Annotated in this window: 13 protein-coding genes; 4 read left to right on the top strand and 9 right to left on the bottom strand. The window is 71.5% G+C overall.

Features of this window, described 5'->3' with window-relative positions; genetic code table 11:
* Nucleotides 1-118 precede the first annotated feature (118 nt).
* Nucleotides 119-874 (top strand): hypothetical protein, encoded by a 756-nt coding sequence (locus tag ACVWWH_RS01100; RefSeq protein ID WP_457315312.1) that lies wholly within the window; start codon nt 119-121, stop codon nt 872-874.
* 183 nt (nt 875-1,057) lie between these two features.
* Here ACVWWH_RS01100 and ACVWWH_RS01095 read toward each other — a convergent pair whose 3' ends face one another.
* From ACVWWH_RS01095 to paaA, 6 genes are read right to left on the bottom strand one after another with little or no spacing between them, the layout of a single operon-like run.
* A complete protein-coding gene (locus ACVWWH_RS01095) occupies nt 1,058-1,840 on the bottom strand; it encodes an enoyl-CoA hydratase/isomerase family protein (RefSeq protein ID WP_457315311.1) in 783 nt (260 codons plus the stop codon).
* 8 nt (nt 1,841-1,848) lie between these two features.
* A complete protein-coding gene (gene paaE, locus ACVWWH_RS01090) occupies nt 1,849-3,072 on the bottom strand; it encodes a 1,2-phenylacetyl-CoA epoxidase subunit PaaE (protein ID WP_066499882.1) in 1,224 nt (407 codons plus the stop codon).
* Nucleotides 3,073-3,561 (bottom strand): 1,2-phenylacetyl-CoA epoxidase subunit PaaD, encoded by a 489-nt coding sequence (gene paaD, locus ACVWWH_RS01085; RefSeq protein WP_066499883.1) that lies wholly within the window; start codon nt 3,559-3,561, stop codon nt 3,073-3,075.
* 35 nt (nt 3,562-3,596) lie between these two features.
* A complete protein-coding gene (gene paaC / locus ACVWWH_RS01080) occupies nt 3,597-4,481 on the bottom strand; it encodes a 1,2-phenylacetyl-CoA epoxidase subunit PaaC (RefSeq protein WP_457315310.1) in 885 nt (294 codons plus the stop codon).
* Nucleotides 4,478-4,771 carry a 1,2-phenylacetyl-CoA epoxidase subunit PaaB gene (gene paaB / locus ACVWWH_RS01075; protein WP_066499886.1) on the bottom strand — a complete coding sequence of 98 codons (294 nt, stop codon included), beginning with the start codon at nt 4,769-4,771 and terminating at the stop codon, nt 4,478-4,480. Before paaB ends, paaC begins: the two co-directional genes overlap by 4 nt.
* Nucleotides 4,772-5,794 (bottom strand): 1,2-phenylacetyl-CoA epoxidase subunit PaaA, encoded by a 1,023-nt coding sequence (gene paaA / locus ACVWWH_RS01070; protein ID WP_066499888.1) that lies wholly within the window; start codon nt 5,792-5,794, stop codon nt 4,772-4,774.
* Nucleotides 5,795-5,974: 180 nt separating this feature from the next.
* On the opposite strand from paaA, the gene ACVWWH_RS01065 reads away from it, so the two are divergent.
* Together ACVWWH_RS01065 and ACVWWH_RS01060 are read left to right on the top strand one after the other, a co-directional pair.
* Nucleotides 5,975-7,048, top strand: coding sequence for an LCP family protein (locus ACVWWH_RS01065; RefSeq protein ID WP_457315309.1), 1,074 nt, complete (start codon nt 5,975-5,977; stop codon nt 7,046-7,048).
* 76 nt (nt 7,049-7,124) lie between these two features.
* Nucleotides 7,125-7,733, top strand: coding sequence for an arsenate reductase/protein-tyrosine-phosphatase family protein (locus tag ACVWWH_RS01060; RefSeq protein ID WP_457315308.1), 609 nt, complete (start codon nt 7,125-7,127; stop codon nt 7,731-7,733).
* A gap of 52 nt (nt 7,734-7,785) precedes the next feature.
* Here the strand turns inward: ACVWWH_RS01060 and ACVWWH_RS01055 are convergent, their stop codons facing one another.
* Nucleotides 7,786-9,546 (bottom strand): polysaccharide biosynthesis tyrosine autokinase, encoded by a 1,761-nt coding sequence (locus ACVWWH_RS01055; protein ID WP_457315307.1) that lies wholly within the window; start codon nt 9,544-9,546, stop codon nt 7,786-7,788.
* Nucleotides 9,547-9,697: 151 nt separating this feature from the next.
* On the opposite strand from ACVWWH_RS01055, the gene ACVWWH_RS01050 reads away from it, so the two are divergent.
* A complete protein-coding gene (locus ACVWWH_RS01050; RefSeq protein ID WP_457315306.1) occupies nt 9,698-11,923 on the top strand; it encodes a S9 family peptidase in 2,226 nt (741 codons plus the stop codon).
* A gap of 99 nt (nt 11,924-12,022) precedes the next feature.
* Here ACVWWH_RS01050 and ACVWWH_RS01045 read toward each other — a convergent pair whose 3' ends face one another.
* Nucleotides 12,023-13,486: an amino acid permease gene (locus ACVWWH_RS01045; RefSeq protein ID WP_457315305.1), complete on the bottom strand. Its 1,464-nt coding sequence runs from the start codon at nt 13,484-13,486 to the stop codon at nt 12,023-12,025.
* 192 nt (nt 13,487-13,678) lie between these two features.
* Nucleotides 13,679-14,842: an acetate/propionate family kinase gene (locus ACVWWH_RS01040; protein ID WP_447419738.1), complete on the bottom strand. Its 1,164-nt coding sequence runs from the start codon at nt 14,840-14,842 to the stop codon at nt 13,679-13,681.
* Between the last annotated feature and the right edge of the window lie 24 nt (nt 14,843-14,866).

The following is a 14,866-nucleotide window of genomic DNA, read 5'->3' as shown; positions in this document are numbered from 1 at the left end:
CGCGTCGGGCCGCAGGACCGGCCGGGCCGGCGGACACCCCCACGCTACCGGCGGCCCCAGGGGGCGTCGAGGACCCTGCGGCATGGGATGGTTGGAGGAGAACGCTTCAGGAGGGCCCATGGCGAACGACGGCGGCACGGCCGGGCCCTCGTCGCGCCCTCCGTGGGTCGCCGTGCTCGTCGCGGCGTGCGTCGTGGTCGGAGTGGGCGTGGTCGTGGCCATCGCGGCCCTGTTCATGGGGCCGTCCCCCCAGCCCCCCACGCCGGGCCCGACGCCGGGCACGGCCGGCGCGGCGGCGCCGTCGTCCGCCCCGGGCCAGGCGTACGCGCTCAACGACCCGCTGCCCTTCACCGCACGGCCGGTGTGGCACGCCGCGCCGAGTGCCGAGTACCGCCTCACCGCGGCCCCGGACGAGCTGCGCTACGTCTCCGACGCCGGCTGCCGGCTCTCCTTCCGGGCGGGGCCGCTGCAGGCCGGCGGATCGGCGTCGCCCTCGCGCACGACGGCGGCCCCCTCCTCGGCGTCCGCCTCGCCGACGCTGCTCTCGCCCGACCCCCAGACGGCGGCCACGCGCGGAGCGCTGGCTGACGCCATCGCAGCCGAGCGGAAGGCCTCGTCCTCCGTGGAGGTCACCGAGCAGGGGCTCGTGGTCGTGACGACCCTCGGCTCGGAGGGCGGTCCGCTGGTGGACATGGCGGGGGCCGCGCTCAAGGTCGCGCACGCCGACGGCACCGTCACGTACATGCGTCTGGCCGTACGCGCGGTGCCGTCCGCCCAGTCGTCCGTGGCGATCGTGGCCGAGTGCCCGAAGCCGGAGCAGGCCGCCACGGCGATGAACCACGCGAGCGTGCACGCGTACCTCGCCGATCGGTGAGGCGCGGTGCGCGGGGCGGTGGGCAACCGGTGAGCCCTCCTCCGTCTGGGAGTCACCTCCTGAAGGTCAGGACCTGTGAGTCACCTCCTGCGGGTTCGCTGGGGAGGTGACCCTCAGAAGATGACCTCCAGAAGGTGACCCTCAGGAGGCGACCCACAGACGGGCGGGGCGGCCGGGGGCCCGTCAGCGGCCGGCGAAGACCGGCTTCCGCTTCTCCTGGAAGGCCTTGAACCCCTCGGCGTAGTCCTCGGACGCGCACAGGGCCGCCTGGGCCTTGTTCTCGGCGTCCATCGACTCCCAGAGGCCCAGCCTGCGGTCACGGACCTGCGCCACGAGCTCCTTGGAGGCCACGAACGCCCCCGTGGCGCCCGCCGCGACCCGGGACACGATGGCCCGGGTGGCGGGCAGCAGCTCCTCCGCGGGGAAGGACCGCGAGAACATGCCCGAGCGCACGGCGTCGGCGCCGCTCATCAGCTCGGCCGTGTAGACGAGGTCCAGGGCCCGGTGCATGCCGAGCCGCTCGGTGAAGTACCAGTGGCCGCCCGAGTCGAGGGTGGCGCCGAGGTTCGCGAAGGGCGATCCGATCTTGGCGTTGTCCGCCACGTACACCACGTCCGTGGCCAGCAGGAGCCCCAGCCCGACGCCGAGGGTGGCCCCCTGCGCGGCGGCGAACGTGGGCGCGGGGAACGCGGCCATCTTCTGCATGAGAGGGGTGACGAGGCCGCCGAGGTAGCCGAGCACGTCGTCGCTGGCCGGGTCCACGGCGGAGATGTCGCGGCCGGCGCAGAACGCCCGGCCCTCGCCGCGCAGGAGCAGCGCCCGCACCTCGCCGCGGGAGGCGGCGGCAGCGGCGTCGTCGTACGCGTCGGAGAGCTCGCGGAGCGCGGCCTCGTCGAGGGCGTTGAGCTTGGCGGGGGCGTCGAGGACTACGTCGGCGACGCCATCGGTCACGGAGAGGGTGATCATGCGGGCTCCTAGGCGTCGAAGTCGACGGACACGCGGTCCGAGGTCGGCCGGGACTGGCACGTGAGGACGTAGCCGCGCTCCACCTCGTCGGGCTCGAGTGCGTAGTTCTCGGCCATGTCCACGGTGCCGGAGACGAGCTTGGCCCGGCAGGTGCCGCAGACGCCGCCGGCGCACGCGAAGGGCACGTCGGGGCGCACGCGCAGGGCCGCGTTGAGGACCGTCTCATTCGCGGAGACGGGCGAGGCCACCACGCCCGTGAGGCCGTCGAGCGTGAACTCGATCTCGACGTTGGCGCCCGAGGGATCCTCCACGACCGGGCGGCCGATGTTCCCCTCGAGGTTCGTGGGGGTGCCGGTGGTGAAGAGCTCGTAGCGGACCTTCTCCGGCTCGACGCCGCGGGCGGCCAGGGTGTCGCGGACGAGCTGGACGAGCTCGAACGGCCCGCACAGGAACCACTCGTCGACGTCGTCGGCGTGGATCACCGTGTTGAGCAGCGTGGTGAGCTTCTCGGCGTCGACCCGGCCCGAGAGCAGCGGGGAGATGCGCTGCTCGCGCGAGAGGACGTGGTGGAGCGCGAACCGAGACGGGTAGCGGTCCTTGAGGTCGGCGAGCTCCTCGACGAACATGACGTCCATCGCGGCCTTGTTGGCGTAGACGAGGTCGAAGCGGACGTGCTCGTCGGCGGCCAGGACGGTGCGCGCGATCGCCATGATCGGGGTGATCCCGGAGCCCGCAGCCACGGCCACGAACGTGTGCTCGCGCTCGGTGTCGATGCTGCTGGGGTCGTTGAGGCCCGTCATTCGGTGCTTGGAGATGAACGCCCCGGCGGGGCTCATGACGTCCAGCGTCGCGCCCGCCTCGAGGCTCTCGTTGGCCCAGGTCGAGAAGACGCCGCCGAGGTCCCGCTTGATGGCGACCTTGATCTCGCTCGAACCGTCCTCGAACCGGCGCGGCGCGGCGCAGATCGAGTAGGAGCGGCGCACCTCGCGCGGGGCCCCGGACTCGTCGGGGAACTGCGCGCGCAGGGCCACGTACTGGCCGGGGATGTAGTCGTACTCGTCGGCGAGCGCGGCGGGGACGGCGAACGTCACCTCGATGGAGTCGTTGGTGAGCCTGCGCACCCCGCTCACCTCGAGCGGGTGGAAGGACGCACGACGCCGGGCGGTCCCCTCCGTGCCGTCGGCGGCGGCCTCGTCCGGCTCGGCCGCAGTTTCGTTCAGCTGGTCAGTCATCTAGAGCACCTTGAAGTAGTCGAAGGGTTCGTGGCAGTCCTGGCACACGTAGAGGGCCTTGCAGGACGTGGAGCCGAAGCGGGACATCTCGCGGGTGTTGAGCGAGTGGCACTGGGGGCACTTGACCGTGAGCCCGAGCCGGATGGGGCCGGAGTGGCCGGCCTTGCCCGTGGGCGGTGCGATGCCGTACTCCTCGAGCTTGGCCTTGCCCGCCTCGCTCATCCAGTCCGTGGTCCACGCCGGGGAGAGCACGAGGTCCACGTGGACCTTCTCGTGCCCGGCCTTGGCGAACACCGTGGCGAGGTCCGCGCGGATCGCGTCCATCGCGGGGCACCCGGAGTAGGTCGGGGTGATCGTGAGGCGCACGGTGCCATCCGCCTCGAGGTGCCCGTCCCGGAGGATGCCGAGGTCCTCGATGGTGAGCACGGGGATCTCCGGGTCGGTCACGGTCGCGGCGAGCGCGCGGACCTCGTCATCGGTGGTGATCATGGGTGTTCCTTCGTGGGCGTGTGCCGTCCCGGGCCTTACCAGGTGGCGCCGGGGTGCTTGCGGGCGAGCACCTGCATCTCGGCGAGGATGTAGCCGAGATGCTCGGTGTGCTCGCCGCGCCGACCGCCGCCGCGGGCGCGCGGCACGTCGGGGAGGTCCAGGGTGGCCTCGGCGAGGACCTCGGCGAGGTGGGCGTCGAAGGTCTCGCGCAGGCTCGAGGGGCGCACGCCGGCATCGCCGACCGCGTCGATCAGGGCGTCGTCGTCGAACAGCTCGTCGACGTAGGGCCAGACGAGCTCGAGCGCTGCCTGCATGCGGTCGTGCGACTCCTCGGTCCCGTCGCCGAGGCGCACGGTCCACTGGATCGCGTGGTCGCGGTGGTAGTCGACCTCCTTGAGCGCCTTGGCGGCGATCGCGGCGAGGGTCGCGTCGGTGGAGTCCACGAGCTTCGAGTAGAGGAGGTACTGGTAGACGGACATGACGAGCTGGCGGGCGATCGTCACGCCGAAGTCGCCGTTGGGCTGCTCGACCATCCAGGCGCAGCGGAACTCCTCCTCCTCGCGCCAGTACGCGAGGTCGTCCTCGGTCCTGTCCCACGCGTGGCCCGCGTACGTCAGGAACGAGCGCGCGTGGCCGAGGGTGTCGAGCGCGATGTTGCCGAGGGCGATGTCCTCCTCGAGCTCCGGGCCGCGGGAGATCCAGTGGCTCAGGCGCTGGGCGAGGATGAGCGCGTCGTCGCCGAGGCGCAGGGCGTACTGGGCGACGTCCTCGGTGGGCTTCTCCGGGGAGACGGCGATGTCCTCGGGGCGCAGTGCGTTGCCCGGGGTGACGCGGGTGGCCGACGCCGCGGCGTCGCCGAAGCTGTCGAGGGCGTGGTCGGTGTGGGCAGCGGCCTCGTGGGCGGGGGTCGGAGCGGTCACAGGTGCTTCACGCCCTCGCTCTTGGTGTAGTACGTCGCGTGCCGGTAGTCCTTGCCCTGGGGCGACTCGAAGTAGGCGCCCTTCGAGTCCGGGTCGGATGAGGCGATGGCCTCGGAGGGGACGACCCAGATGGACACGCCCTCGTTGCGGCGGGTGTAGAGGTCCCGCGCGTTGCGCAGCGCCATCGCCGCGTCCGGGGCGTGCAGCGACCCCGCGTGGACGTGGGAGAGCCCGCGGCTGGACCGCACGAAGACCTCCCAGAGGGGCCAGATGTTGCTCTGCTCGCTCACTTAAGCTGCTCCGATCTCTTCTGCGGCACGCTTCGCGGCCTGCTTCTTCGCGTACGCGCGGGCCGCCTCGCGGACCCAGGTGCCGTTCTCGTGGGCCTCGCGGCGGCGGGCCATGCGCTGGGCGTTGCACGGGCCGCGGCCCGCGATGACGTCCTTGAACTCCTGCCAGTCGAGCTCCATGTGGATCCACCGGCCGGTCTCCTCGTCGTAGCGGAGCTCGGGGTCGGGGAGGGTCAGTCCGAGGACCTTGACCTGCTCGGCGATCATGCCGACGAACCGCTGGCGCAGCTCGTCGTTGGAGAAGCGCTTGATGTTCCATGCCATGGACTGCTTCGAGTTGGGCGAGTCGTCGTCCGGCGGCCCGAACATCATCAGCGCGGGGGCGTAGAAGCGGTCGACGGCGTCCTGCGCCATCTGCTTCTGGGCGGGGGTGCCGTTGGAGAGCTCGAGGAGGATCTCGAAGCCCTGGCGCTGGTGGAAGGACTCCTCCTTGCAGATGCGTACCATGGCCCGCCCGTAGGGGCCGTAGCTGGCCCGGCACAGCGGCACCTGGTTGGCGATCGCCGCCCCGTCCACGAGCCAGCCGATGGCTCCCATGTCGGCCCAGGTGCGGGCCGGGTAGTTGAAGATCGAGGAGTACTTGGCCTTGCCGTCCAGCAGCTGCTGGTTGAGGACGTCACGCGGGGTGCCGAGCGTCTCCGCTGCCGAGTACAGGTACAGCCCGTGGCCGGCCTCGTCCTGGACCTTGGCCATGAGGATCGCCTTGCGCTTGAGGCTCGGGGCCCGGGTGATCCAGTTGGCCTCGGGCTGCATGCCGATGATCTCGGAGTGCGCGTGCTGGGACACCTGCCGCACGAGCGTCCTGCGGTACGCCGCCGGCATCCAGTCGCGCGGCTCGATGCGCGAGTCTTCGGCGATCACCCGATCGAAGTACGCCTGTCCCGCGATGTCCTCAGCGGACGGGGCGTCCTCGCCCTGTCCAGCCTGGGGCTGGGGCACGGACTGCAGGTTCGCAGCTGCCATGTCTCCTCCTCAAGAAATAATTACCGACCGTTCGTTCAGAATATGGGAGGTCGAACACTGGCGTCAAGGTACGCACTCCCCTGCTCCCGCCGACGGCGCAGCACCCGAATTCCCGCGGCGACGTACTGGTCTTCCCGCGACCCCTGTCCGGGCCCGCGCGCCCGGCGCCAGCGTGGTGGCATGGTGCCGACGACCAGCGATCCGGCCCTCCGCGCCGAGCCGGGCCCGAGGCGGCCGCATTCCCCGCGCCGCGGCCGCCGCGGACGCGCGGTCCTCCTCATCGCGCTGGTCCTCGTCATCGCCGCCGGCGGCACCGCCTTCGCGTACCTGGGGACGCTCGCGGCGACGTTCGACGCGTCGACGCAGAAGATCGCGGCAGCCTTCCCGCAGGATTCCGACCGCCCCGCGGCCACCCCGGCCGCGGACGGCAGGACGCCGGTGAACATCCTGCTGGTCGGCAGCGACAGCCGCGGGGCCACGGCCTCCCAGGCCGAGTCCGGCGCGTCATCCGACCAGCGCTCGGACACGATGCTGCTCGTGCACCTCCCGGCCGATCGGAAGAAGGCGTACATCATCTCGATCATGCGCGACACCTGGGTCCCCATCCCCGGGCACGGGAGTGCGAAGGTCAACGCGGCGCTCGCCTTCGGCGGCGTCCCGCTCATGGTCCAGACCGTCGAGTCTCTGCTCCGCCAGCGCATCGACCATGCGGTCCTCGTCGACTTCGAGGGCTTCAAGGGCCTCACGGACGCCGTCGGCGGTGTCAGGGTCAACGTCCCGGCGCCCTTCACCGCAGGCCAGACCTCGGGCTACCGCTTCGGCGCCGGGCCCCAGACACTGGACGGGGACCAGGCCCTCGCCTTCGTCCGCGAGCGCTACGCGTTCCCCGACGGCGACTACCAGCGGGTCCGCGACCAGCAGATCTTCCTCAAGGCGCTCGTGGCCCAGCTCGCCAGGCCCCAGACCCTCGCGAACCCCGTCACGGTGAGCCGGATCGTGGGCCAGTTCGCGCCCTACCTCACCGTGGACAGGGGCCTGGACGCGCGGGCCGTGGCGGCGCTCGCCCTCGAGGTGAAGGACCTCCGGCCCGCGGACATCGTGAGCTTCACCCTTCCGACGTCCGGGACCGGCACCTCCGCCGACGGCCAGTCCATCGTCGAGCTCGACCACGGGGCCGCGGACGCCCTCGCCTCGGCCATGGCCCACGGCACCGTTGCCGAGTACCTGGCTGACCGGAACCTCCAGGGCAGCTGAGCCCCCGCCCCCGTGCGGGAGGCACAGGCGCCAGCCCACTCAGGTGCCGCCGGGCGCCCGGTGCTAGCGTGATCCGGTGACGAGCGCCGACCGCCTGCGAATCCTGACCGTCTGCACCGGCAATGTCTGCCGCTCTCCGCTGGCTGAGCGCCTCCTCCAGACCGGGTTCGACGAGATCTGCCCGGACGCGGTGGAGGTCCGCAGCGCGGGAACCCATGCCCTGGTCGGGGCCGACGCCGAGCCCGGATCCCGGGCCATCGCCTCCGCTCTCGGGGCCTCGCTCGCCGGGTTCTCCGCCCGCCAGCTCACGACGCCGATGCTCACCGGGGCGGACCTGGTCCTGGCCATGTCCACCGAACACCGGGCGGTGATCCTCCAGCTCGCGCCGTCCGCCTTCCGTAAGACGTTCACGCTGCGCGAGTTCGCCCGGGTCCTCTCGCGCGCGGCGCTCGAGAAGGCCGAGGCAGCCAGCACGGCCTCAGTGCGGGAAGCATGGCTGGCCACGATCGCCGAGGCCGCGGGGCGCCGTCAGGCGGGGCCCGCTCCCGACGACGACATCACCGACCCGTTCCGTGAGGGCCCGGAGGTCTACCGGCGGATGGCGGAGGAGCTGGTGCCCGCGGTCGATGCAATCCTCACCGCCGGGGACTCTGTGCGCAGACGGAAGCACGCCGGAAGTCCCTGACTTCCGGCGTGCTGTGCCGTGGTGCTGTTCCGGGCGTGTCCCGGACGCGGCCTCAGAGGCCGCGGCGCCGGGAGCCGTAGGACTCGCGCACGCGGGCAGGAAGCCACACGCCGTCGTCCGCCGCGGATTCGTCAGCATCGGTGGAGTGCGCGCCCGGATCCTCGCCGTAGCCCGGCTGCGCCCACCCGGAGTGGCCGCGCGGCCCATCCGGCTGGTCGTGCTCGGCGGCGAGGCCCAGACGGTCCTGCCCCGGAGACGGCGCTCCGAAGCCGTGCGCCCCCTGGCTGTCCTCGTCGAACGGGCGGTCCCACCGCGACCCCGCGGCGTCGTCCGTCATCGACTGCCCGCTGCCCGACCAGTCCTCGGCCGACCCCGCAGACCCTCGCCGGCTCCGTGCCTCGCGGGGCTGCGCTGCGGGCTCGAGCGTCCGGTCCTCTGCGGGCGGCTCGCCGTAGCCGTATCGGCCGTAGTAGCCGCGGGCGCGCGCGTCGGCGCCCTTCGCGGGAATGCCGTTGAGGATGAGCCCGAGGACGCGGCCCTTGACGCGCTGCAGGTTGCCCAGCGCATGGGAGAGCTCGTCCACCTTGGTCCGGTTGGCCCGCACCAGCACGAGGGTGCCGTCCGCGGCGCGGGAGAGGACGGCGGCGTCAGTGAACGGGAGCAGCGGGGGCGCGTCCACGAGCACGAGCGCGTCCTGCGACAGGGTGGCCAGCAGGTTCCGCATGGCCTGGGACCCGAGGAGCTCGGAGGGGTTCGGCGGGATGTGCCCGGCGGCGAGGACGCGGACCAGGTCGTTGCGGTGCCACGTCTGCATCACGTCGTCGATGCGGGCACGTCCGGAGAGGATGTCGGTGACGCCGACGTCGCCGACGATGTCGAAGACGTTGTGGACGTTGGGGCGGCGCAGGTCCGCGTCGACCACGATCACGGGCTCCGCATCGGCCGCCAGGGTGGAGGCCAGGTTGGCGATCACCGTCGACTTGCCTTCGGAGGGCAGCGAGCTCGTGACGAGCACGATCCTGGGCTGGTGGTCCACGTCGATGAAGCGCAGGTTGGTGCGGAGCTCGCGCAGCGCCTCGCTCATGAACTGGTGGCCGCCGGTCCCCTCGAGGACGCTCGAGCCCTTCACCAGCACATCGTCGAGCGGAAGCGTTCCGATCACGGGGTAGCCGAAGCGCTCGGCCTCCTCGGAGGTACGGATCCGGCGGTCAACACGGTCACGGATGAAGGCGTACGCGAGGCCCAGGAGCAGGCCTCCGACCACGCCGACGCCCAGCGCGAGGGTGAGCTTGGGCGAGACCGGCTCTGTGGGGACCATCGCGGTGACCAGAGGAACGACCTTCACGGCCGGGTTGCCCTTGGCGTTGGAATTCGCGTCCTTCTCGAGGTCGCTGACCTGGCTGGCCAGGGCCTTCACCCAGTCGTTGGCCACCTTCTGGGACTGGACCGGATCCTTGTCCCTCGCATCGATGCGGATCTCGGTGCCGTCCGTGGGCACCGTGACCGCCACGTTCCCGAGGAGGTCCTGCGCGGTCGTGGGCAGGCTGAGGTCGCTGATCACGCGGTCCGCGACCGACGCGGACTCGGCGACGGCCTTGTAGGACTTCGCCTTCGACTTGGCCAGGCTGTCCCCGGCGAGGGACCAGGAGAGGTTGTCGGCACCGGAGCTGATCACCATGCCGCTCGCCTCGGCCGAGTAGATGCGCGGCTGGATGAGGTACCAGCCGAACGCGGCCGCGGTGGACACCAGGACGAGCGCCACGATGCCCTTCCAGAACCGCCGTGCGATCCGCAGATAGTCCGTCAGTGACATCCCTTGTTCGGCGCTGAGGCCAGTGCCCTGCTCCACCCGCGTGTACCTCCCCAATGGTCATGGCGCTGGCGTGCGCACAGTCACGGAAATGGTACCGCACGAGCGGGTAGCCCCGCCGAGGACTGTCGGCGCCGCCAGCTAGGGTGGGGCCATGACTGAAGCCACCGTGCCGGAAGCCCCTGTCGCGAAGAAGGTGCCCTCGACGCGCGAGCACCACGGCGACGCCTTTGTGGACCCGTATGAATGGCTGCGCGAGAAGGACAACCCGGAGGTGATCGCACACCTCGCAGCGGAGAATGCCTACACCGACGCCGTGACCGCCGGCCAGCAGCCCCTCCGCGATGCGATCTTCGAGGAGATCAAGCGCCGCACCCAGGAGACCGACCTCTCGGTGCCTGCCCGCAAGGACGGCTGGTGGTACTACGCGCGCACCGTGGAGGGCCAGCAGTACCCGATCTACTGCCGGGTCCGGGCGGACTCCGCCGGCGGACCGGCCCGCGGCGCCGTGGACGAGGGCACCCTGGACGCGTGGACGCCGCCGGCGGTGGTGCCCGGCACCGCGGTCCCCGGCGAGCAGGTGCTGCTGGACGGGAACGCCGAGGCCGAGGGCCACCCCTTCTTCGCGCTCGGCGGGGCGGCGGTCTCCCGCGACGGCACCCTGTACGCCTACTCGGTGGACACGGCCGGGGACGAGACCTTCACCCTGCGCGTGAAGGACCTCCGCACCGGGGAGCACCTGCCCGAGGTCATCGAGGGCGTGTTCTACGGCCTCGAGTTCGATCCTGACGGCTCGCGGCTGTTCTACATGGTCGCGGACGATTCGTGGCGGCCCTACCAGGTGCGCGTGCACGTGCTCGGCACGCCGCCGGAGCAGGACACGGTCCTGTACCAGGAGGACGATGTCGCGCAGTGGACCGGGATCGACCTCTCCTCGGACCGCCGCTGGCTCCTCGTGGGGATCGGCAACTCGGAGTACTCCGAGACCCGCATCCTCGACCTGGCCGATCCCGACGCCGCGCTCCGGCTCGTACTGGGCCGCGAGGAGCGCATCCTGCACTCGGCCGAGCCGTTCGAGCATGGGGGCCGCACGAGGCTGCTGCTCCTGCACGACGGGCGTCCGCAAGGGCCCGAGGGCTCGGCGCCGAACAGCATGCTCTCCCTCGTGGACCTGTCCGAGACGTCCAAGCCCCTCTCCGAACAGCGCTGGTCGACCCTCGTTCCGCACGACGAGCAGGTCAAGGTGGAGGGGGCGGACGTCTCCGCGACGCATCTCATCGTCACGCTGCGCAGGGACACCGTCACCACCGTCCGCTTCGCACCCCTCGCGGACGCCGTCGAGGCCGCGGACGCCGGCCGCACGCCGTCGTTCGTCGAGCCGCAGTTCGGCGAGGAGCTCTACACGGCGGGCGGCGGCGTCACCGAGCACGGCGCCCCGGTGGCCCGGCTGAGCTTCACCTCCTACGTCACTCCCCCGCGCGTCTACGACTACGTGCTGGCCACCGGCGAGCTGCTCCTGCGCAAGGAGACCCCCGTGCTCGGCGGGTATGACCCGGGCCAGTATGTGGCCGAGCGAGCCTGGGCGACGGCCGACGACGGCACTCGGGTCCCGCTGTCCGTGGTGCGGCGGGCGTCGGTCGAGCGGGACGGGACGAACCCGGCCCTCGTCTACGGGTACGGCTCGTACGAGGTGAGCATGGACCCGGCCTTCGCCATCGCCCGACTCAGCCTGCTGGACCGGGGCATCGTGTTCGTCGTCGCCCACGTGCGCGGCGGCGGCGAGCTGGGCCGGCACTGGTACGAGGACGGCAAGAAGCTGCACAAGCGGAACACGTTCACCGACTTCGTGGCCGCCACGGACTGGGTCGCGTCCTCCGGATGGGCGGACCCGGCACGGATCGCCTGCATGGGCGGCTCCGCCGGCGGCCTCCTCATCGGCGCGGTGCTGAACCTGGCCCCGGAGAAGTACGCCGCCGCGGTCGCGCAAGTGCCGTTCGTGGACGCCCTCACCACGATCCTCGACCCCGAGCTGCCGCTGTCGGCCCTCGAGTGGGAGGAGTGGGGCAACCCGATCGAGGACGCCGAGGTCTACGCCTACATGAAGTCCTACACCCCGTACGAGAACATCCGCCGGGCCCCGTATCCGAAGGTGGCCGCCGTGACGAGCTTCAACGACACGCGGGTGCTGTACGTCGAGCCGGCCAAGTGGGTGCAGGCACTGCGCGCGGCCACCACGTCGGGGCAGCCGATCGTGCTCAAGACCGAGATGGACGCCGGGCACGGCGGCGCGTCGGGACGCTACGAAGCGTGGAAGGAACGAGCCTGGGACTACGCGTTCATCGCGGACGCCCTCGGCGCCCGCGAGCTCCTCCCGCGATGATCCTGAAAGTCACCTCCTGAAGGCCACCTCCTGAAGGTCACCTCCTGGAGTCACATCAGGTGACCTCCAGAAGGTGGCCCCAGGTGGGCGTCGAGGACCTCAGGCGTTCGCGTCCGCGGTCTCCGCGTCGGTGTCCTCGGACGCGGGGGCCAGCGAGCCCTCGCGGCGCTTGACCAGAAGCCAGCCGAGCCAGAGGAGCAGCGCGATCACGGGGACGCTGAGGACCGTGTACAGGCCGATCGGGTACACCTCGCCGGTGGCCTTGTCCGTCATGGTGTCGAACGCGATGAGCACGGTGATCGCGGCCAGGGCGCCCAGGCCGAGCCAGCTCGTCCACGGCGAACCGGGCATGGGCAGGGTCGAGGCGGAGCCGCCCCGCTTCCTGCGCAGCATGAGCTGGCAGGCGAAGATGGAGCCCCAGGTGAAGATCACGCCGATCGAGGCAGTGTTGAGGGCGAGGTCGAAGGCGTGGGTCCCGCCGGCCCAGATGTTCACCAGGATGCCCACGAGGTAGACCGTGGCGATCGCGAGGATCGCGGCGTACGGCACCCGCCGCGAGGACATGCGGGTGAGCCAGTGCGGGGCGTGGCCGTTGTCCGCCATCGTGCGGAAGATCCGGCCGATCGAGTAGAGGCCGGTGTTGCACGAGCTGAGCGCGGCGGTGATGACCACGAGGTTCATGACGTCGCCGATCCAGCCCGCGCCGAGCTGGTCGAAGACCGTGACGAAGGGGCTGACCCCGGCCTCGTACTGGCCCGACGGGAGGAGCATGGCCAGCAGGAGCACGGACCCGACGTAGAAGACCACGATGCGCAGCACCACGGCGCGGATGGCGCGCGGCACCTCGCGCTGGGGGTCCTCCATCTCCCCGGCGGTGATGCCCACCAGCTCGATCGCGTTGTAGGCGAAGATCACGGCGTTGAGCACCAGGACCATGGCGAAGACGCCGTGCGGGAACATCCCCCCGTCGCCGGCCAGGAGGTTCGCGGGTGCGGCGCGGGTGGCGCCGATCTGGGTGTTGAGGACCACCATGACGGTCCCGGCGATGAGGAAGAGGCTGATGGCTCCGACCTTGAGCACGGACGCCCAGAACTCGAACTCGCCGAACGCCCTGACGCTCAGGAGATTCACGGCCACCAGCAGCACCAGGGCGCACACCGCCGAGACCTCGACGGGGACGTTGGGGAAGAAGTACTGGAAGTACAGGCCGATCGCGAGGAGTTCGGCGATGCCCGTCATGGCCCAGTTCACGAAGTACATCCAGCCGGAGAGGTACGCGCCCTTGGGGCCGAACATCTCCCCCGCGTAGCTCACGAACGAGCCCGAGGTCTGCCGGTACATGACCAGTTCGCCGAGCGCGCGCATGAGCAGGTACGCGATCGCGCCGGCGATCGCGTAGGAGAAGACGAGCGCGGGGCCGGTCGAGGCGAGGCGGCCGCCGGCTCCCATGAACAGGCCGACGCCGATGGCGCCGCCCATCGCGATCATCTGCACATGGCGGCGGGTGAGGGACTTCTGGTAGCCCTCCGCGGAGACGGCGGCGGGCGAGGAATGGTCGTGCACTGGCAAAGCGGTCCTTCGAGAGGCGTGCCCGCGCCGGCCGGCCCGGGCCGCCGTCCAGTGTAAGCACCCGCGGCGTGCCCCAGATCTGCGCTGTGGCACAGGTCTCGTGTGGCGCGCGCCTCACCCACCGCGGTGACCTCGCGCTCCCACGGCGCGACCTGGTGCTCCCCCCGCGTGAGCTCGCGGATCGGGCTAGCGGGGCACGGCGGCGCGGACGACGGCGGCCGTCGCCTCCGCGATCGCCCTCTCCTCGTCGGTGGGAACCACCAGCAGCGGGATGGCGGAATCGGGGGACGAGACCGTCCGGGGCTCCTTCGAGCGGACGGCGTTGAGGCCCTCGTCGAGCAGCACGCCGAGGGCGCCGAGGCGGGCGGCCACGCGGGCCCGGAACGCGGCGGAGTTCTCCCCGATCCCGGCGGTGAACACGATGGCCTTCGCCCCGCCGACCGCGACGTGGTAGCCGCCGATGTACTTCGCGAGCCGGTACGACGCCACGTCGAGGGCCACCTGCGCGCGCCGGTCCCCGCTCTCGGCGGCCTCCACGACGGTGCGCATGTCGTTCGAGCCCGCGAGCGCCTTGAGTCCGGACTCTCGGTTGAGGAGGTCGTCGATCTCGTCCGCACCGTGGCCCTGCCGGGCGAGGAACACGAGGATCGAGGGGTCGAGGTCGCCGGAGCGCGTGCCCATGACGAGGCCCTCGAGCGGGGTGAACCCCATGGACGTGTCGATGCTCTCCCCGCCCTGCACGGCTGTGGCGGACACGCCGTTGCCGAGGTGGAGCACCACGCCGTCGAACTCCTCCGGGGCGATCCCCATGAGCTCGGCCGCACGCCCGGCGACGTACTGGTGCGAGGTGCCGTGGAAGCCGTAGCGGCGGATCCCATGGTGCGTGTACAGCCAGTTGGGCACGGCGTAGCGCCATGCGTGCTCGGGGATGGTGCGGTGGTAGGCCGTGTCGAAGACGGCCACCTGCGGCATCTCGGGCCACTTGGAGGCGATGGCGCGCAGGCCCAGCACGTTGGCGGGGTTGTGGAGCGGTGCGAGCGGATTGAGCCGCTCGATGGCGCGGGTGATCTCGTTGTTAACGAGGACCGGCTCCGAGAACCGCTCGCCCCCGTGGACCACGCGGTGCCCCACGGCGTCGACCGTGCGGTCGCCGAGCACGCGGTGCAGCTCGGCATCGACCTGGCCGAGCGCCTCGGCATGGTCCGCAGGACCGCCGTCGAACCCGATCCGCTCGATCAGCCCCTCGGCGAGGACCGCCGGCTCCGGCTCCCGGCCGCCGTCGGCCTCCCCGACGTCGCGGAGCTGGTACTTCAGGGAGGACGAGCCGGAGTTGATGACGAGGACGAGCACGCGGGACTCCTTGGGGCGGGACGG

This window comes from Sinomonas sp. RB5 (assembly GCF_054063535.1).
The sequence above is the reverse complement of the archived record's forward strand: the minus strand, read 5'-3'. Positions and strand labels throughout refer to the sequence as shown.